Origin of the sequence: Salinivibrio sp. PR932, assembly GCF_001996125.1 — a bacterium.
GTDB classification, from domain to species: domain Bacteria; phylum Pseudomonadota; class Gammaproteobacteria; order Enterobacterales; family Vibrionaceae; genus Salinivibrio; species Salinivibrio proteolyticus.
The window spans coordinates 33273-53034 of the sequence record NZ_MUFM01000016.1 but is presented as its reverse complement, the minus strand read 5'-3'; the positions used below and the strand labels follow the sequence as shown (position 1 = coordinate 53034).

18 protein-coding genes are annotated in these 19762 nt (G+C 48.4%); 7 read left to right on the top strand and 11 right to left on the bottom strand.

What is annotated here, in order from left to right; genetic code table 11:
* Window positions 1–53: 53 nt before the first annotated feature.
* The 5 genes from asnB to nagB form a co-directional block, all read right to left on the bottom strand.
* A complete protein-coding gene (gene asnB, locus BZG84_RS09665) occupies window positions 54–1721 on the bottom strand; it encodes an asparagine synthase B (RefSeq protein WP_077479118.1) in 1668 nt (555 codons plus the stop codon).
* A 251-nt stretch (window positions 1722–1972) separates the two neighbouring features.
* Window positions 1973–3559 carry a cation:proton antiporter family protein gene (locus tag BZG84_RS09660; RefSeq protein WP_077479117.1) on the bottom strand — a complete coding sequence of 529 codons (1587 nt, stop codon included), beginning with the start codon at window positions 3557–3559 and terminating at the stop codon, window positions 1973–1975.
* Window positions 3560–3919: 360 nt separating this feature from the next.
* Entirely contained in the window at window positions 3920–5134 is a 1215-nt protein-coding gene (gene nagC / locus BZG84_RS09655) for a DNA-binding transcriptional regulator NagC (RefSeq protein ID WP_077479116.1), read from the bottom strand.
* 7 nt (window positions 5135–5141) lie between these two features.
* Window positions 5142–6278 (bottom strand): N-acetylglucosamine-6-phosphate deacetylase, encoded by a 1137-nt coding sequence (gene nagA, locus BZG84_RS09650; protein WP_077479115.1) that lies wholly within the window; start codon window positions 6276–6278, stop codon window positions 5142–5144.
* An 11-nt stretch (window positions 6279–6289) separates the two neighbouring features.
* Window positions 6290–7090, bottom strand: coding sequence for a glucosamine-6-phosphate deaminase (nagB, locus tag BZG84_RS09645; protein ID WP_077479114.1), 801 nt, complete (start codon window positions 7088–7090; stop codon window positions 6290–6292).
* Between the two features lie 301 nt (window positions 7091–7391).
* Between nagB and nagE the strand changes: the two genes are divergently transcribed.
* Complete coding sequence (gene nagE / locus BZG84_RS09640; RefSeq protein ID WP_077479113.1) at window positions 7392–8909, top strand: N-acetylglucosamine-specific PTS transporter subunit IIBC; 1518 nt, start codon at window positions 7392–7394, stop codon at window positions 8907–8909.
* A 210-nt stretch (window positions 8910–9119) separates the two neighbouring features.
* Window positions 9120–10787: a glutamine--tRNA ligase gene (glnS, locus tag BZG84_RS09635; RefSeq protein WP_077479112.1), complete on the top strand. Its 1668-nt coding sequence runs from the start codon at window positions 9120–9122 to the stop codon at window positions 10785–10787.
* 134 nt (window positions 10788–10921) lie between these two features.
* Here the strand turns inward: glnS and fcrX are convergent, their stop codons facing one another.
* Window positions 10922–11368, bottom strand: a complete 447-nt coding sequence (gene fcrX, locus BZG84_RS09630) for a ferric iron uptake transcriptional regulator FcrX (RefSeq protein ID WP_069588691.1) — start codon at window positions 11366–11368, stop codon at window positions 10922–10924.
* A 196-nt stretch (window positions 11369–11564) separates the two neighbouring features.
* Here fcrX and BZG84_RS09625 point away from each other — a divergent pair, with 196 nt between their 5' ends.
* The gene (locus BZG84_RS09625; protein WP_077455222.1) at window positions 11565–12050 is read left to right on the top strand and encodes a DUF4442 domain-containing protein; all 486 of its coding nucleotides are present in this window, start codon (window positions 11565–11567) and stop codon (window positions 12048–12050) included.
* Between the two features lie 46 nt (window positions 12051–12096).
* Here the strand turns inward: BZG84_RS09625 and fldA are convergent, their stop codons facing one another.
* From fldA to BZG84_RS09610, 3 genes are all read right to left on the bottom strand, one after another.
* The gene (gene fldA, locus BZG84_RS09620; protein WP_077455221.1) at window positions 12097–12624 is read right to left on the bottom strand and encodes a flavodoxin FldA; all 528 of its coding nucleotides are present in this window, start codon (window positions 12622–12624) and stop codon (window positions 12097–12099) included.
* A 125-nt stretch (window positions 12625–12749) separates the two neighbouring features.
* Entirely contained in the window at window positions 12750–12971 is a 222-nt protein-coding gene (locus BZG84_RS09615; RefSeq protein ID WP_077479111.1) for a DUF2788 domain-containing protein, read from the bottom strand.
* A gap of 60 nt (window positions 12972–13031) precedes the next feature.
* On the bottom strand, window positions 13032–13805 hold the full coding sequence (locus BZG84_RS09610) for an alpha/beta fold hydrolase (protein WP_077479110.1): 774 nt from the start codon (window positions 13803–13805) through the stop codon (window positions 13032–13034).
* A 99-nt stretch (window positions 13806–13904) separates the two neighbouring features.
* Between BZG84_RS09610 and seqA the strand changes: the two genes are divergently transcribed.
* Entirely contained in the window at window positions 13905–14447 is a 543-nt protein-coding gene (gene seqA, locus BZG84_RS09605) for a replication initiation negative regulator SeqA (RefSeq protein ID WP_077455219.1), read from the top strand.
* A gap of 28 nt (window positions 14448–14475) precedes the next feature.
* Entirely contained in the window at window positions 14476–16122 is a 1647-nt protein-coding gene (pgm, locus tag BZG84_RS09600; protein WP_077678156.1) for a phosphoglucomutase (alpha-D-glucose-1,6-bisphosphate-dependent), read from the top strand.
* Between the two features lie 76 nt (window positions 16123–16198).
* Here the strand turns inward: pgm and BZG84_RS09595 are convergent, their stop codons facing one another.
* The gene (locus BZG84_RS09595; RefSeq protein ID WP_077479108.1) at window positions 16199–16996 is read right to left on the bottom strand and encodes a DUF1853 family protein; all 798 of its coding nucleotides are present in this window, start codon (window positions 16994–16996) and stop codon (window positions 16199–16201) included.
* Window positions 16997–17123: 127 nt separating this feature from the next.
* Between BZG84_RS09595 and BZG84_RS09590 the strand changes: the two genes are divergently transcribed.
* Both BZG84_RS09590 and BZG84_RS09585 read left to right on the top strand, forming a co-directional pair.
* On the top strand, window positions 17124–17321 hold the full coding sequence (locus tag BZG84_RS09590; RefSeq protein ID WP_069588700.1) for a DUF2517 family protein: 198 nt from the start codon (window positions 17124–17126) through the stop codon (window positions 17319–17321).
* A gap of 109 nt (window positions 17322–17430) precedes the next feature.
* Complete coding sequence (locus BZG84_RS09585) at window positions 17431–18189, top strand: Nif3-like dinuclear metal center hexameric protein (protein WP_077479107.1); 759 nt, start codon at window positions 17431–17433, stop codon at window positions 18187–18189.
* Window positions 18190–18249: 60 nt separating this feature from the next.
* Here BZG84_RS09585 and BZG84_RS09580 read toward each other — a convergent pair whose 3' ends face one another.
* The gene (locus BZG84_RS09580) at window positions 18250–19539 is read right to left on the bottom strand and encodes a citrate synthase (RefSeq protein WP_069588389.1); all 1290 of its coding nucleotides are present in this window, start codon (window positions 19537–19539) and stop codon (window positions 18250–18252) included.
* Window positions 19540–19762 lie beyond the last annotated feature (223 nt).

The following is a 19762-nucleotide window of genomic DNA, read 5'->3' as shown; positions in this document are numbered from 1 at the left end:
GCCAATCGGCGGTTTTTTTGTTTCTAATCTATGGTGCGCCCATCATTTTGCGCTTATTGATACGCTTTTTCATGTACAGTGCGTACGGCACGACCAGACGGATCGGCTTGGTTTTTGAAAGATTCATCCCACTCAATCGCTTTGGCACTTGAGCAAGCGATCGACGGGCCGCCTGGTACGCATTTCGCCGCATCGTCGAGCGGGAAGAGCTCTGCAAAGATCTCGCGGTACATATACGCCTCTTTAGTGGTTGGCGTGTTATAAGGGAACCGGAAAGCCGCGGTTTCGAGCTGCTGATCCGTCACCTTCTCTTCGGCGATCGCTTTTAAGGTATCAATCCAGCCATACCCAACGCCATCACTGAATTGCTCTTTTTGGCGCCATGCTACCGAATCAGGAAGTAGGTCTCCAAAGCATTCGCGGATAATGTGTTTTTCCATTTTTCCGTTGCCGCACATCTTATCGTCTGGCTTGATCTGCATCGCCACTTCTAAGAAGGCTTTGTCGAGGAAAGGTACGCGTGCTTCCACGCCCCATGCTGCCATGGATTTGTTCGCACGTGCGCAGTCAAACATGTTGAGAGCAAGTAACTTGCGCACCGTTTCTTCGTGAAACTCTTTCGCACTTGGCGCTTTATGGAAGTATAAATACCCGCCAAAGACTTCATCGGCGCCTTCACCGGAGAGCACCATTTTGATCCCCATCGCGCGGATCTTACGAGACATCAGGTACATCGGCGTGGAGGCACGGATTGTGGTGACGTCATAGGTTTCAATGTGATAAATCACGTCACGAATCGCATCCAGCCCTTCTTGAATGGTGTAGGTAAACTCATGATGAACCGTGCCAAGATGATTCGCCACTTCCTTGGCGGCTTTCAAATCGGGGGCGCCTTCAAGGCCGATAGCAAACGAGTGAAGACGAGGCCACCATGCTTGGCTTTGATCGTCATCTTCGATGCGGTTGGCCGCAAATTGTTTGGTGATGGCAGAAATCACGGACGAGTCGAGTCCACCAGAAAGCAACACGCCGTAAGGAACGTCGGTCATGAGTTGGCGGTGAACTGCGGCTTCGAGTGCTTCTTTCAACGCCGCTTTATCGGTTGTGTTTTCTTTCACACCGTCATAGTCCATCCAATCACGCTTGTAATAGCGCACCGGCTCGCCTTGTTTACTCCATAGGAAATGGCCCGGAGGAAATTCACTGATGCTCTTGCACACAGGCGTTAAGGCTTTCATTTCCGAAGCCACGTAGTAGTTGCCGTGTTCATCATGACCGTGGTAAAGCGGAATAATACCAATGTGGTCACGGCCAATCAGGTAGGCATCTTGCTCCTCATCATAAAGGATAAATGCGAAGATACCGTTGAGGTAGTCAAGCAGCTCAGGTCCTTTTTGCTGATACAAAGCGAGAATGATTTCGCAATCTGACTCGGTTTGAAATGGATAGTCAGAAGCAAACTCAGCACGCAACTCTTTGTGGTTGTAAATTTCGCCATTGACCGCTAATGCTTGGGTTTTATCTTGGTTATATAAAGGCTGGGCACCACTGTTTAAATCGACAATCGCTAAACGCTCATGGACCAAAATAGCTTTCTCGGATGAGTAAATGCCCGACCAGTCAGGACCACGGTGACGCATGGTTTTGGACATCTTTAAAGCCACTTCACGGAGCTGCTGTGGGTCGGTTTTTATATCAAGCACCCCAAACACTGAACACATACTTTCCTCTCAAATTCATCTAGCCAACAAGGCGATAACAGGTTGACAACCACTCTGCCTTGCACGATCAGGATAGACAAGCCTCAAAAAGCATTTCTTTATCAAAAATCCACTTTGTGTGAATTTTATTTAAAATAAAGGCAATTTAAGTGAATAAAACACAATTGTAGTGCAGTGTGTGTACAAAATGACTATGCATCGATGAAAAAAGCCGCTCGAAAGAGCGGCTTGAGTATTGGAATCGCGGTGGGTTAGGCGTTGTTGGATGGCGTGGTAAACTGCTCTCGCACATGTCGAGCAAATCCACTACCGGCCTCTTGGTAGATATTGAACGCTTCGTCAACACCGAGCGCTTTGAGCTGCTCAATTTCATCCTCATACTTCGCAATTGCCGCGACCTTGCCCTTAAAGTTGGTTTGCCGGATTTGCTCTAGCGCAAGCATATTGGCCTGACTGTGTGGCATTGCCAGTAAGATTAATTTGATCTGCCCATCAGAAATGGCGCGTGACCAGAAGTCAGGGTCGGTGGCATCGCCAAGAATCGCACGTCGTCCTTCCTCTTGATGGCGTGCCACTGAATCTTCTCGGTTGTCAATGCCAATAATGGGTTGGTGATGAGTGGCAGAGAGCTCGTCATACGCCCCTGAACCAATTCGACCCATTCCAAGTACCAGAATCGAGGCATCACCGAGATTGATCAGCTGATCACTGGGATGTAGCTGCTCGGGGTTTCTATCTTTCAACCACTGCGATGCCCAAGTATAGAGCTGATTACTGAATGTATTGAGCGGTGCGGAAAACGCAAAACTCAATGACACTGCAATAGCGATGGACACTAATATAGGGCCAGGCATAAGGCCAGCTTTATACGCAAATCCCCCCACGATTAAGCCAAACTCACTGAAGTTAAATAGGGTTAGTGTGGTGAATAAAGCAGTCCGCACGCGATAGCGGAAGCCACTGACAATCCAGTAATAGAGAACCCCTTTGATAGGCAAAAGCAACATGAGGAGCAATGCAAAGCCAAAGCTTTGCCAAGTAGGCTGCTCGGATAAGCCAATGTTGAGGAAAAAGCACACGAGGAAAAGCTCTTTCATATTAAAGAGCGATTTGGCCATTTCCGAGGCGCGAGGGTGGCTTGCCAGCAGCATCCCTAAAATTAACGCCCCTAAGTCTGGTTTAACGCCAACAAGCTCAAACAAGCCCGCTCCCGCTACTAACGCCAAGAAAATGCCATAAAGCACCAGCATTTCGCCGTGCCCCGCGTTATCTAGTATCTTATTGAGTACTGGCTTAAGCAGAGGTAACGCAAAGAGCAGTAGTGCACTGAGCTCAGGCGTTTTTCCGGACGTAGCGGTGATAAAGACCACCGCAAAGATATCTTGCATGATCAGAATGCCAATCGCCAAAGTACCATAGGTGGCGTTAAGCTCCCCTTTCTCTTGGAGTGCCTTAATGGCAAAGACGGTACTGGAGAAGGATAGGGCAAAACCCAACAGGGCCAACTCTGACAAGCTCAAACCGGCAAGCATAGGCACGCTTAGGGCTTTCAAGCCGAGCAAGGACAGCGTGAACAACCCCGTAGTCAGCAGGTTATGGGCGGTGGCGCCAAACCAAATCTCCTTGGCAAGTAGGGTTTTGACATCCAACTTCAATCCAATCGAGAAAAGCAGCAAGGTGACACCCAAATCGGCCAGATCAGAGATCACCGGGGTGGATTCGTAGCCAAACGCATGTAGCGCAAAGCCAGCAATCAAAAAGCCAACGAGAGGTGGCAAGTGACAACGCATCAGAATATAGCCGCTGATGAAGGCTGCTGAGATGTAAACCAGTTCCATATCGTATGCTTATTATGTGAGTTAGCGAGCAAACAGAATCCGTGTTTTTGTGCAAAAGCCAATAAACACAGCATCGACACTTATCTTAAAGTTTTGAATCAACTAAAGATATGAATTTGAGACATTGATGGGTCTCCTTAGTAATAGCTTGTTTGAGCTTAGTTCCTCTGAGGTTAAGCGATAAGGAACAAGGCGCTTTGATGTCTACGCGACTTTGAGAAAAGAGATAGGCCCGAGACGCGTTGCCAACTTATAGCGCACCATAGCTTGGGTATATAATGTACACGCTAGATAGGGAAAGTGTGAGATTTTTGCGGAAAAAACGGGTTTGCGTAGCAAGACGTCAAACCCGTTAAACGATCACTCTTCGAGCAGTTTTTGTAACAGTTCGCCGTTGAGCATGGCGCGTTTAACTAACGAGAAAGCGGCCATGGTAGGTTTTTCTGCTAGCTTCGCGCTTACAATGTCTAGCTTTTGATGAAAGCTAGGCAGTGACTGGTTTTCAACACAGCGCTGAATGGCGGGGAAGACGACACTTTTTGCTGCCGTGATCTTACCAGCAATGACCACAAGTTGAGGATTGAATAGGTTAACGGTCATAGCAATGGCTTTGCCAAGATGATTGCCAACCTTTACCAATACCTGTCTTGCCAGTTCATCGCCTTGCTCGGCGGCCTCACAAATGGCTTCGATCGTTAAACTGTCATCGTGTTTGAGCGTGCTCGGGTGCCCTTGAGCCAGTAGCTGTTGTGCATGTTCGATAATGGCTTCGTTAGAGGCAACGGTCTCTAAACAGCCAAAATTGCCGCATTGGCACTTCTTACCCAAAGGGTCAATTTGAACATGGCCCAATTCACCTACATTGCGGTTATGGCCCAAGAAAATTTGCCCGTTTACGATAATCCCAGCGCCAGTGCCATGGTGAACACTGACTAGCATCGAATCGTAATAGGCTTGACTGGCACCAAAGTAGTGCTCCGCCAATGCTTGCCCGCGAATATCGTTACCAATAAACGCTTGCACACCAAACTCCTCACGGAGTGTGTCGGCAAGGGCTAGCTGTTGAATCGTGATGTTAGGCATGTATTCGACGACCCCAGATTCAGGATCAATCAGGCCGGGCATCACGACCGATATGGCAATCAGCTCTTTGATGGATTGTTGGTGGGTGTCAATAAACTGACTCAGAATCTGAATCAGGCCGTTCACTAACTCGGTTTGATCGTGATAGTGAAAAACTTCCCCGTGTTCAGCAAGCGATGTCCCACTTAAATCATAGAGTGAAAGCTCGATAAAATGACGCCCCAGTCTTACCGCAAGGGTATGGAATGGGGCGCATTCTGTGGTCAAAGAAATAGCTCGGCGACCGCCGGTTGACGCTTGCTGAGCCACTTCCTTGATCAAGCCACGTTCGAGCAATTGGCGGGTTATTTTTGTCACACTTGCGGGTGCTAGACGGCTCACGTCTGCAATTTGTATGCGAGAGATGGGCCCTTGTTGATCGATCAACCGATAAACGGCAGCCCCGTTGAGCTGCTTTACCAAGTCGACATTCCCGATTTGTCCGCCAGTCATAAATGTCCTAGCTATGTGTATATTGTCCGTTAACCACCGTCGCTCGGATGTTGAGTGTGCGATCAAAAATAGCAAGATTCGCAATTTTCCCCGGGCGAATACTGCCATAAAGCTGATCGACACCAATAGCGCGCGCAGGATACAGCGTTGCCATGCGCAGAGCCTCATCCAAGGCGATACCTATATGCTCAACACTATTACGAACTGCTTCGTTCATCGTCAGTGCAGAGCCGCCAAGTGTACCATTCTCATCAACACACTTGCCGTCACGGTAATATACTTTCTTGCCTACAAAAATAAAGTGATCCATGTCGGCTCCTGCTGGTGCCACAGCATCAGTAACTAGCACTAATTTCTCACCTTTTACTTTATGTGCAAGACGAATGTTGGCGTAAGACACATGGAAACCGTCAGCAATGACGCCGGTGTAAACCTCGGGCGTATCATAAATCGCGCCAACCATGCCGGGCTCGCGACCGGTAGTCGCCGTCATAGCATTGAACAGGTGGGTCGCAAACCCAATCCCATTAGCAAAGCCTTCCCGTGCTTGCTCATAGGTTGCGTTAGTGTGGCCAGCGGAGACGATAATGCCTGCTTTGGTGAGCGCCTGAATGTGCGCTTTGGGCGCGAGTTCGGGCGCCAGCGTCAATTTGGTAATCACGTCGGCGTTGTCGCACAAGTACGCAATCATCTTGTCGTTGCTGGGGCGAATATAGTCGAGACTGTGGATGCCTTTTTTTGCGCTGTTTAAGTAAGGCCCTTCTAAGTGTAAGCCTAAAGCTTGATGCGGATGGTGGGCTTTGTATTCGCGCATCGCGTTGATCGCCGCACGCATGTCATCATCTGAACTCGTGATCAGAGTGGGTAAGAAGTTGGTGCACCCTGACTTCAAGTTTGCTCGGTGCATGGTCTCAATGGTGTCTGTGGTGATCGCATCGTTAAACATGACACCACCACAACCATTAAGCTGCAGATCAATGAAGCCCGGGCTGACGTAAGCTCCGTCGAGTGAGCGTTTTTCTATCTCTGTCGGCAGCGCATGTTGCGGGCAAACGTCCTCAATCACGCCGTCACGGATGACAATAGCGTGGTCATCAAGCACTTCATGACCAGTAAAAATCCGGCAGTGGGTTAACGCATACATGCTGTTATTCCTTATAAATTATGAATGTTCTGGGCTTCAAGCTCCTGAAAATACTTCACTGTTTTTACTTTTAGTTCGGCAGTTGAAGGCGCATCGCACACAATCATGGCTTTAGGGTGCAGCTGCAGTGCGGAAACAGTCCACAAGTGATTGACCGACCCCTCCACGGCTGCTTGAAGTGCCTGTGCCTTATTGTGGCCAGTGACCAAAATCATGATCTCTTCAGCATCGAGTAGCGTCCCGACGCCAATGGTAAGCGCGTGCTTAGGTACTTGGTTGATATCATTATCAAAGAAGCGAGAGTTTGCCATACGGGTATCTTCGGTCAAGGTTTTGATCCGTGTCCGAGAGGCCAGCGAAGAGGCTGGCTCGTTAAACGCAATGTGACCGTCGTTACCTACACCGCCCATAAAGAGATGGATCTTGCCGTAGGATTTGATCTTGTCTTCATAACGTTTGCATTCCGCATCAACATCGCTCGCATTTCCGTTCAGTAAGTTGATGTTTTCTTCTTTAATATCAATGTGCTTAAAGAAGTTTTCATACATGAAGGTACGATATGACTGGTCATGGTCGGCTGGGATATTGCAGTACTCGTCCATGTTGAAGGTCACCACATGCTCAAAGCTCACTTCGCCCTGATTGAACAGGGTGATCAGTTGCTTGTAAGTATTCAGTGGCGTACCGCCTGTTGGCAGTCCGAGCACAAATGGGCGTTCGGCGCTTGGAGCGAATTTATTAATAGTATCAACGATATATCTAGCCGACCATAGGCCGACTTGATGGCTGGTTTGTAATGGAATGAGTCGCACAGGACACCTCGATAAATCAGTGGGCTTACGGGTACAGCATAACGAATATGTTCATTTATTTTCATCATAAAATAAGTTTTATGATCTGGCTAACATATTTCTCTGTTTTTGGTGTGGATCGGTGATAAAACTCACAAAAAAGGTGGTTTTAATTTGCGAGGCGAATTTATTGACATAAACTGCAATTGACTAACATTGTTTGACAAAAAAAGTGCTTTGGTCATTATCTCACGCGATACGCCAGACGCAGAAAACAACAAATACTGCGGCATGGCTCTGAGAACACATAGGGGGAACGAAGGTGAATATTCTTGGATACGCGCAACGTATAGGTCGTGCGCTGATGGTACCGGTAGCGGTACTGCCAGCCGCAGCGATCTTGATGGGGGTCGGCTACTGGCTTGATCCAACAGGTTGGGGTGGTAACAGCGCATTGGCTGCTTTCTTGATTAAGTCAGGGGCGGCGATCATTGATATGGAAAATATGTCTTTACTGTTCGCCATTGGCGTGGCTTACGGCATGTCAAAAGATAAAGATGGTGCGGCTGCCTTGGCAGGTTTCGTCGGCTTTATGGTGATCACCACGCTTTGTGCGCCTGGTACTGTAAGCCAAATTGGTCTCGTGGATGTTGCACTAGACAACAATGAGCTGGCGTTTAGCAAAATCAACAACCAATTTATCGGTATTTTAATTGGTGTGGTATCGGCAGAGCTTTACAACCGTTACAGCGGTGTAGAGCTGCCAAAAGCACTGGCGTTCTTCAGTGGCAAACGTCTGGTTCCCATTCTTGTCTCAGTCGTCGCTATTGCGATTTCGTTCGTGCTGATGTTTGTATGGCCGGTCGTATTTGGTGGTTTGGTTCACTTCGGTGAAAGTATCACTAACTTAGGCGCCGCGGGTGCAGGTATCTACGGATTCTTCAACCGTCTGTTGATTCCTGTCGGTCTTCACCATGCGCTTAACGCGGTATTCTGGTTCGACACTGTGGGTATCAATGACTTGGGCCGTTTCTGGATGGGCGCACAAGGTCTTGCTTCTGGAGAAGCAATTAAGGGAACCACAGGCATGTACATGGCCGGCTTCTTCCCTGTGATGATGTTTGGTCTACCGGGGGCGGCACTGGCGATTTACCACACTGCACGTCCAGAGAACAAAGCACGTGTGGCATCTATCATGATTGCAGCCGGTTTTGCTTCGTTCTTTACCGGTGTAACTGAACCTCTCGAGTTCGCCTTCCTGTTCGTAGCACCTGTGCTGTTTGTGTTGCATGCGTTCTTGACAGGCATCTCTTTGTTCATCGCGGCCACCTTTAACTGGACTGCCGGTTTTGGCTTCTCTGCAGGTCTTGTCGACTTGGTGTTGTCGTCAAAAAACCCCGTAGCCAACGAGTGGTACATGCTACCTGTGATGGGCTTGGTATTCTTCGTGCTTTATTACGCGACATTCCGTGCGGCTATCATGGCCATGAACTTGAAAACCCCGGGTCGTGAAGATGACAGCATTGAAGGCGCATCTGCTGGAAACGCAAATACGAATGAAACCAGCGACAACCGTGAGCTTGCACGTAAGTACCTCAAAGCGTTAGGCGGACATCAAAACCTGACATCTATCGACGCTTGTATCACACGCTTGCGTCTATCGGTGGCAAACCGTGAAATCGTCGATGAAGCGAAACTCAAAGCCATTGGCGCGATGGGTGTCGTGAAGTTAGGGGATAATAACTTGCAAGTCATTCTTGGCCCATTGGCCGAAATCATTGCCGGTGAGATGAAGCAAATCCCGGATAATGAAGATTTGTCTGCAGTGAAATTGCCATAAGCGACCACTATAAAGACAATCTAAACCCGATAACGCCCAGCTAACGCTGGGCGTTTTTTATGCTCGGGAGGTGGGGTGAACAAAAAAAGCGCATTTAGGGGCATGCGAGGGCGAGTTTAACAACAACTGGTTGAGTAAAGTGCCGGAATAAGAGATCATAGTATCCATGTAGCTGTAAAATTCGCACTGTTTTGATACGAGGTAACCTTGATGAGTGATGCTGAAGCTCGTCCAACCAATTTTATTCGTCAAATCATTGATAAAGATTTGGCGGAGGGAAAACACACATCAGTCGTGACCCGTTTCCCGCCGGAGCCTAATGGCTATCTGCATATCGGTCACGCTAAGTCTATTTGCCTGAACTTCGGTATTGCGCAGGATTATCAAGGTGAGTGCAATTTGCGCTTTGATGATACCAACCCAGAAAAAGAAAACGTTGAGTACGTTGACTCGATCAAACGCGACGTCCAATGGCTTGGCTTTGAGTGGGCAGGTAAAGAGCGCTATTCATCAGACTATTTTGATAAGTTGTACGGCTTTGCGGTTGAACTGATTGAAAAAGGTTTGGCGTATGTCGACGAATTAAGCCCAGATCAAATCCGCGAGTACCGAGGTACGTTGACAGAGCCGGGCAAGCCGAGCCCTTATCGTGATCGTGCGGTGGAAGAAAACCTCACGTTATTTGAAAAAATGCGCGCGGGCGAATTTGCCGAGGGCACTGCGTGTCTTCGCGCTAAAATCGATATGGCGTCACCTTTCATGGTGATGCGCGACCCAGTTATCTATCGCGTACGTTTTGCACATCACCACCAGACGGGTGATAAGTGGTGTATTTATCCGATGTATGATTTTACCCACTGTATCTCGGATGCATTGGAAGGGATCACTCACTCGTTATGTACTCTGGAGTTCCAAGACAACCGCCGCTTATATGACTGGGTGTTGCAAAACATCACCATCGATTGCACCCCGCATCAGTACGAGTTTAGTCGCCTAAACTTGGAATACACCGTGATGTCCAAGCGTAAGCTCAACCAACTGGTGTCAGAGCAGCTCGTCAATGGCTGGGATGATCCACGTATGTTGACGATTTCTGGTCTACGTCGTCGTGGTTACACGCCTGCGTCTATTCGTGAGTTCTGCAAACGAATTGGTGTCACCAAGCAAGATAACATCATCGAAATGAGTGCACTGGAGTCGTGTATTCGTGATGATCTGAATGAACGCGCACCGCGAGCGATGGCCGTTTTGGATCCGATCAAGCTGGTGATTGAAAACAAAGCGGATGACGTTGAGTGGCTAAGTGCCCCGAATCATCCAAACAAACCAGAGACGGGACAGCGTCAGGTGCCTTTCTCTCGCGAGATCTGGATTGAGCGCGAAGACTTCCGTGAATCGGCTAACAAAAAATATAAGCGTTTGGTGTTGGATAAAGAAGTACGCCTGCGTAATGCTTATGTAGTCAAAGCCGAGCGTTGTGAGAAAGATGAGCACGGAAACATCACTACGGTGTACTGTAGCTACGATCCTGAGACGCTAGGAAAAGACCCTGCAGATGGCCGTAAAGTAAAAGGGGTAATCCATTGGGTATCCGCGGCAGAAGCTGTTCCGGCTGAGTTCCGCTTGTACGATCGCCTCTTTACTGTGCCAAATCCTGCAAGTGCAGAAAACTTCGTAGAGACGATTAACCCAGACTCTTTGCAAGTGATGCACGGGTACGTTGAGCCTAGCTTGAAAGACGCGCAGCCTGAAGCTGGCTATCAATTTGAGCGCACGGGCTACTTCTGTGCGGATAACAAAGACAGTCGTGCGGAGGCATTAGTCTTTAACCGTACCGTAGGCTTACGTGACACATGGGCGAAGATTGAAGGTAAGTAACCTTTGTCTTTACTCGATCAAAAAAAGCCGGCATACACTGCCGGCTTTTTTATAGGTTTATGTCCCGTTCTGAAATACGTTGACATAAAGAGGACTTCTTTATGACAACATCAAGTCACTCAAGCCTTGATCATTCAGTCATCATTGTGAATCGATGGATCTGCTTTGCAGTCGCCTTCTTGGCAGTGACCATAGAGATACAAGCTATGGTTGGTAAGACGAACATTAAAACGACCGGCAATTTCCTTTTGACGCTCTTCAATCAAATCATCCGAAAACTCAATGACTTTACCGCAGTCAAGACAGACGAGGTGATCATGGTGGTGCTGAGTCGCTAACTCAAACACCGATTTTCCACCTTCAAAGTGGTGACGGGTGACAATGCCGGCATCATCAAACTGGTTGAGGACACGGTATACCGTCGCTAGGCCAATTTCTTCGCCTAGATCAATCAACTTCTTATACAGGTCTTCGGCACTGATATGCTGGCAATCGGGCTGTTGCAGCACTTCTAGGATCTTGAGCCGTGGCAGCGTGACTTTTAGCCCAGCTTGCTTCAACGCCTGGTTATTGTCTGACATGTGTATCTACCTGTTTTCTGCCTGCGAGAGACAGTTTGATTAGCAAGGAAAATATTTATTAAGACTATCAAAATTGCTCGGCGCTCGCTACAGCAAGGAACGTTTAGACGAACGAATTTTGATCATTCTTGGTTGCAACAATGTTTTCTAGATGTAAATATTGTCTGGTAAGACCAGATAAGGACGTCAATCAGTTATGTATCGGTTCTATAAACCAAGAATTGTGAAGTGGGCATTAAATAGTTGGCCTCCCTTCTGGGGAGCGGGGATCCATATTGAGTCTATCAGTGACGACTTTAAGTGCGTCAATATGCGGTTAAAACTGCGCTGGTGGAACAAAAACGCGAATCGAACACAATATGGTGGCAGTATTTTTTCACTGACCGATCCTGTTTATGCCTTGATGTTAATGGGCATACTCGGACCACAGTATCATGTGTGGGATAAACAAGCGGATATTAATTTCATCAAACCGGGCACCACCGACTTATTTGCCGATTTTGTGATTAGCGATGCGGTGTTGCAAGACATTCAGCAACAGGCTGGAAGAGGGGAGAAAGTGTTACCCGAGTTTGTTGTGCATGTCAAAGACGCGAAGGGGGAGGTGGTGGCTGAAGTGAAGCGCACCTTATATGTGAGAAAAAAACGTCAATACCGTGACCTAACCCAAGACGCCGCATAGAAAAAACGCCAAGAGAGTCTTGGCGTTTTGGTGGTTCATTGACGAGTTAGTCTTCTAATTCCGCCAAACACATTTCTTCGTAGACTTGCTTCACCCATTTGCTGACACGCTCATCGGTCAGTTCAGGTTGACGGTCTTCATCGACGCACAAGCCGACAAAGTGATTGTCGTCTACCAAGGCTTTAGAGGCTTCAAACTCATAGCCTTCGGTTGGCCAATGGCCAATGATGGTCGCGCCTTTTGCTTCAACAATGTCACGTACCGTGCCCATTGCGTCACAGAAATATTCTGCATAATCTTCCTGATCACCACAGCCAAAGATGGCGACCAATTTGGTTGAGAAGTCAATTTGCTCAAGTTCTGGGAAGAAGTCATCCCAATCACACTGTGCTTCGCCATAGTACCAAGTTGGGATACCCAGCAGGAGAAGATCGAAGTTATCGATATCTTCTTTACTGCTTTTCGCAATATCCTGCACATGGACCATCTGTTTGCCCAGTTGCTTTTGAATGCTCTTTGCAATTGCTTCAGTGTTACCTGTGTCACTACCAAAGAAGAGACCTACACTCGCCATATAAAAAATACCCGTTTTTTTCAGTGGGTTGCTGTTTGCAACTAACTCGAATTAAAGAAAAAGCGGTGCTTTTTCACACTCCTATACGCTAGAGCGTACGTGGGATCATTCTCCGTTTAGGGATGTTAGCCGATGCCAACACCTTCCCAGAACAGTTGAATAACCCCTTTTGTAATAAAACCAACACAGCCTAGTGTGAGAACAAACCAGACAATACGTCGACCAAAAACTGGCACATTGCCTTCTTTTAGTACGTCTTTGATTGCCATTCCGATAAAAAAGAAAATGGCAGCAAAAACGAGGTCTAGGCCAATTTTTTCGAGCAATTGAAAGTGCTCGTAAAGCATGCGTGCCTCCATTGAGCACCGACATATGCGGCGCAATATACCACAAGGGTCACAGACCTGTTAACGCTCTCCCTGCATTAAAAAGCGCTCAATAACGTTGGCAACCACAGCAGGTTTTTCAGCATGTAGCCAATGGCCTGTGCCTGCCACCATGTGCGCTTTCGAATGCGGGAACTGTTCTATAATCGCATCACGATGCTCGGGCAAAATGTATTCAGATTGTTGACCTTTTACAAACAGAGTCGGGCCTGAATACTGTCCGAATGCCTGCCAGCCCATAATATCGCGATAACCGTGATAAAGATTATCAATATTGAAGCGCCAGGCGTAGTGACCTTGATCGGTTTTATAGAGTGATTTCAATAAAAATTGTGTCACGCCTGGGTTTTCAATTGTCTCATCCATGATGGATTGTGCTTGTTGACGACTGGTCAAGGGAATGTTTTGGGTGCGTTTTAGCGCCGTAAACACCGCGTCATGCCGATTAACTTGATAGTCGACGGGGGCAATATCCATGACCACCAACTGTGTCACGCGCTCAGGAAAGCGCTGTGCGATAGCCATAGCAACTTTCCCGCCCATTGAGTGACCGACTAATGTCACCTTGTCGAGTTGATGGTGATCCATCCATGCGACAACCGCGTCCGACTGTGCCTGATAATCGACCAGCTTAGTATGATAGGACTGGCCGTGATTAGGTAGATCAATTTGATAAACACAAAAGTGATCAGCCAAGGTTTTTGCTAATCCGCCTAGATTGTCGAGATTGCCGAATAAACCGTGGATCAATACGAGCGGCGAGCCCTCACCGCGAGACTTTTCGTTTAATAACACGTTGCTTTTCTCTCAGATTACTGGCTTTGGCGTAGAGTATACCTATCTATCTCTGTATAATCGCCCCGTTAAACGACAAACAGGACTCGATGAAAAACAATGAAGACGATTGAGGTTGACGAGGAGCTATACCGGTACATTGCCAGCCAAACGCAGCATATTGGTGAGAGCGCATCAGATATTTTGCGCCGCTTATTGCTGTCGGATTCGGCGCAGCAGTCAACACAGCCTGCACCGACACCCTCTCGTTCTAGCGGCATCGTAGTGAGTAAAGATGCAGGACGCAGTGCGTCTGTTGATCGCGTTAAAGCGATGCGATCGCTATTGATCTCGGATGAGTTTGCAGCGCAAGAGCGTGCAATCGGGCGCTTTATGCTCGTTTTGACCACCCTATATCGTGTGGACCAGCAAGGTTTTGCCGATGGGATGGCTCTAAAAGGACGCACTCGTCTGTATTTTGCTGACAATCAGCAAACGTTGTTAGAAAGCGGCAAAACCACCAAGCCGAAACAAATTCCAGAGACACCTTTTTGGGTAATCACCAACACTAATACCGGCCGTAAGCGCCAAATGGTGGAGCAGCTTATGGAAAAAATGCAGTTCCCCAGCGATTTGATCGAAAAGGTTGTCAACGCGATTTAATCTATGCCACTCATGGGAGACGAGATTTATGGCAGTGCATCCCCAAGCAGGGCAGCGCGCAGACGCCGCTGATTTATGCGATATTCCAGCGCTAGTCACGCGCTTTTTTCAGGCCCAGCCAACCCCCGGCAATCCGGCGCAGCGCGTTGCGTTTGGAACATCAGGCCACCGTGGCAGTGCACTAAATACAACATTCAACCGTGATCACATTCACGCGATTGCTCAGGCCATCTGTGATGAGCGCCGTGCGCTTGGTATCACGGGACCTGTCTTTGTGGGTAAAGATACGCATGCGCTGTCCGAGCCCGCTTTCGGTGCCGTGGTTGAAGTATTGACGGCCAATCAGGTAGAGGTTATTGCGCAAGCAGATCAGGGCTATACGCCAACGCCGGGCATTTCCCAACAAATTCTGGCTTATAACCGTGATCATGCTGAGCAAGCGGACGGGATTGTGATCACCCCCTCACATAATCCACCGCAAGATGGGGGAATTAAGTACAACCCTCCGCATGGCGGCCCAGCAGAAGGGGCCATCACAAAATCGATTGAAGCACGAGCCAACGATTATATAGATGCTGGCTTAGAAGGCGTGAAACGGTTGGCTATTGACGAAGCACGGGCAAGCGCTTACTACCAAGAGCAAGACTTAGTGACCCCTTATGTCGCTGGGCTCGAGCGTGTCGTGGATATTAAAGCCATTCAAGCGGCAGGATTAAAACTGGCTGTTGATCCTCTGGGTGGGGCTGGGATTCGCTATTGGCAAAAAATCGCTGAACATTATCAGCTCGATATTACCCTCGTGAATGAGAAAGTCGATCCGACTTTTGGCTTCATGCCTCTCGACAGCGACGGTGTGATCCGCATGGATTGTTCCTCACCCTATGCGATGGCGGGATTGTTAGCACACAAAGACCACTATGATCTTGCTTTTGGGAATGACCCTGATTTTGACCGCCACGGCATTGTGTCATCAGATGGCTTGATGAACCCTAATCATTATTTAGCGGTTTGTATTGATTATCTTTTCCGCCATCGTCAGCAATGGCCGAGTCGCTTAGGTGTGGGTAAAACACTCGTGTCGAGTGCCATTATTGACAAAGTGGTTGCGGATCTTGATAGAAAGCTGGTGGAAGTCCCGGTTGGCTTTAAATGGTTTGTCGATGGTCTGCATCACTGCCAGCTTGGCTTTGGTGGCGAAGAAAGTGCGGGCGCCTCTTTCTTAACCTTGGATGGACAGCCTTGGTCGACCGATAAAGATGGCATTATTCTGTGTTTACTGGCCGCTGAGATCCTCGCGGTGACCGGCATGACACCTCACGCTTACTATCAAACACTGGTGAATAAGCATGGCGATCCCGCCTATAACCGTTTACAAGCGGTGGCGAACAAGCAGCAAAAACAAGTGCTTAGCCAGTTAAGCCCTGAAATGGTGACCGCGGAGACGTTAGCGGGCGATATCATTACTGCAAAGCTGACTCACGCGCCAGGCAATGGTGAAGCGATTGGTGGCTTAAAAGTCGTCACTGAGTCTGGGTGGTTCGCTGCTCGCCCCTCTGGTACGGAAGAGATCTACAAGATCTATTGTGAGAGCTTTAAAGGTGAGGCGCACCTGCGCATGATTGAAAAAGAAGCGCAACAGATCGTGGATAACGTTTTTGCCGAGCAAGGGGTATAAAACGCCAAATATCCCCTCGTGCGTTGTAAAGGCCGTACCGTTAAGGTGCGGCTTTTTTATGTGCGTCTGGCGGCCACTATACTTTAGGCGGTAGAGTTTGAGGCCAGTCTGGGGTGACGACAAACCAGGGCGTGAGATACTCATCAACCAAATGACAAGTGCGTGTCAGCGAAGCCAGCGCCGCTGTATCAAAGCGGGGTAAAGTATGAAAATCAGGGATGCTCAACCACTGATCGCGTGATAAAGACGCATAACGACGGTCTTGGGGTAAGGCCTCGGGCCAGCACCACCAACCAGTAATACAATCGAGATTGACGCTGGGTGCATCTGGGAGTGGTGCGTTTTGGTGAAACGGCTGGTACAAACGGCCGTGGATACAAAGTCGCTTCTTTTGCGGTCGCCATTGTGGGTGGTCGGCTAAAAAGCGGGGATGATCGGACATAGCAAGCTGATGGTTCATCATACGCTCAGCTTTGATGTCTAATGCATCTTTAGCATTTGGACCCAGCCAGCGACCTTGATGGGCAAGATAAAACTTTACAGCGACTTCCCAGTGTTCGAGTTGCTCACCATTTTCAATCAAGAAATCCACGGCGCCAACCGTTTTACCTGCATCATTAATCTGTATCTCTTCAGCAACCACATTAAGGTGAGGTTGCTGTGCAATTAGGTTTGCTAATAGCCATTGGTAGTAAAAGCCAATGCGGTGTGGTCCGCGATAAGACATCTCTGCCAAGGTGTTATCAGCGACTTGCCATGTCGAGGTATTGACCATGGGAAAATCCGCAGAGGATAACAAAGGCGGTTGGGAGCGAATCCAAGCCATATCCTTTGCGATTTGCTGCCGACGGGCAAACAGTGGTGATGTCGTCATTGTAATTTTATTACCTTGTTAATCGATTGTATCGTCGTAGCTGAACGATTTTTGCGCTATTATGTAGTAAACATACTAAACGAATGATATACTCTCCTCACAACTGGTCAGATGAGTGAGGTTAGTCATGTATAAACCGTTCGATAAAACCCAAGTCGTTTTGCGTCGCAGCGCTGTTGTGGTTGCAGGTATTGTATGTGCGCCTACATTAGTGGTGCCACCTTTGGCATCGCGTATTTATAGTCATCTTCATCAAGTCTGGTTAAAAGATAGTACTAAGCCGGTCTGGCTGGCTGAGTCTGAAAAAGCGGGCGGTTTTTTATAAACATCACGCCTTACTGGTTGAGCGGCTAACGGAAACGTTAGCCGCTTTTTTATGTCGATTCCGCACGTTACACTAACATACAACATCTCAAAGCGACGAAAGAGACATCATGAATAACCTCGAACTCGAAGCAATCCTAAACGCAGAGCTAAAGCCCGACCAAATCAAAGATTATAGCCCGAATGGGTTACAAGTTGAGGGGCGTGAGCAAGTACAGAAAGTGATTACCGGTGTCACGGCTTGCCAAGATCTTATTGATGCGGCGATTGAGCAGAATGCGGATGCCATCTTGGTACACCACGGTTACTTCTGGCGCGGTGAAGCACAGCAAATTCGTGGTATGAAGTATCAACGGATCAAAGCGTTAATTGAAAATGGCATTAATTTATATGGCTACCATTTGCCGTTGGATATTCACCCTACCATGGGAAATAACGCACAACTGGCTAAGCGATTGGGGATTGAGTTGATCGGCGGGTTAGAGCCCGGAAATCCCGTATCGATTCCTGTCTACGGAAAGCTCTCGACGCCGATGACCTTAGCCCAGTTTGAACATCAAGTGGCGGCGGTTCTAGGCCGAGCCCCTTTGATTATTGACGGCGGCCACACCCGTCGTATTGAAACGGTCGGTTTATGCACGGGCGGTGCGCAAGACTTTATCGACTTAGCGGCAAACCAGAATATGGATGCCTATCTGTCGGGTGAGGTGTCTGAACGGACGACGTTCTCAGCGCGCGAACAGGGTGTCCACTATATTGCTGCAGGCCATCATGCGACAGAGCGTTATGGTGTGAAAGCGCTCGGTGAATGGTTGGCTGAACAATATGGCCTAACGGTGGATTTTATTGATATCGACAACCCGGTATAAGTGATTGACGAAAACAAAAACGCCGCCTCGTTTAGGCGGCGTTTTTATGCAAGCAAGGTGTTAGTCTCGCTGTTTCATTGGCGTGAATTCACGTTGCGTGTAGCCGGTATAGAGCTGACGCGGACGACCAATACGATTGTTGGGATCCGAGTGCATTTCATTCCAATGCGCAATCCAACCAATCGTTCGTGACATTGCGAAAATCACAGTAAACATGGACGTTGGAATACCAATCGCTTTGAGAATGATGCCCGAGTAGAAATCTACATTTGGGTACAGTTTCTTGTCGATAAAGTAATCATCAGACAGTGCAATACGCTCGAGCTCCATCGCCACATCGAGAAGTGGGTCTTGGATACTCAGTTCTTCCAATACTTCATGACAAGCTTCGCGCATCACAGTGGCGCGAGGATCGTAGTTTTTGTAAACCCGGTGTCCGAAGCCCATCAGACGGAAAGGATCATCCTTGTCTTTTGCTCGGCCAATAAACTCAGGAATATTATCGACATGACCGATTTCTTCGAGCATGCGCAAGCAGGCCTCATTGGCACCACCGTGAGCTGGCCCCCAAAGTGACGCGATCCCCGCGGCAATACACGCGAATGGGTTCGCGCCTGAAGAGCCGGCTAGACGGACCGTCGAGGTGGATGCGTTCTGCTCATGATCGGCATGCAGCGTAAAGATTTTGTCCATCGCACGCGCGACCACTGGGTTAACTTCATATTCTTCACAAGGCGTGGCAAACATCATGTGGAGGAAGTTCTCTGCGTAATCTAGGTCGTTGCGCGGATAGATAAATGGCTGGCCAATCGAGTACTTGTAACACATTGCCGCGAGTGTCGGCATTTTAGAGAGCAATCGGAAGGCGGTAATTTCGCGGTGCTGGTCGTTATTGATATCCAGTGAGTCGTGATAGAAAGCAGCCAGTGCACCGACGACACCGACCATGACGGCCATAGGGTGAGCGTCACGACGGAACCCGTGGAAGAAACTCGCGATTTGCTCATGTACCATGGTGTGGCGCACGATTAACGAGCGGAATTCTTCATATTGCTTTTTCGTAGGGACTTCACCGTAAAGAAGGATATAACAGACTTCTAAGTAATCAGCGTTATTGGCGAGTTGATCAATAGGGTAACCGCGATGCAGCAAAACGCCTGCAGCGCCGTCGATGTAGGTGATTTGCGATTCACATGATGCCGTGGCGACAAAGCCCGGATCAAAGGTGAAATATCCGTTTGCACCTAATGCACGTACGTCCAAGACCTCTGGCCCGACAGTGCCCCCCATGATCGGCAGTTCGATTGGTGCTTGCCCTTCAATATGTAGGGTAGCTTTCTTCTCTGCCATAACAATCTCCTTTGTTATTTTATAATCCCATCCAGGATACGGACCCGACCGTTTTACCGATCGGCCTAGGTGATGTCAATTTTTAACCTAACGATGTGTGCGCGAGTTAATAACTTATTTGCAATGCGGGTTAAATATCTGTTGTGAGATTCCTGTCAATTTTGAGCGTTTGTAATTGCTTGTTACGCCGCGTATACTTTTGCGAGGTCTCTGGGCATATCAG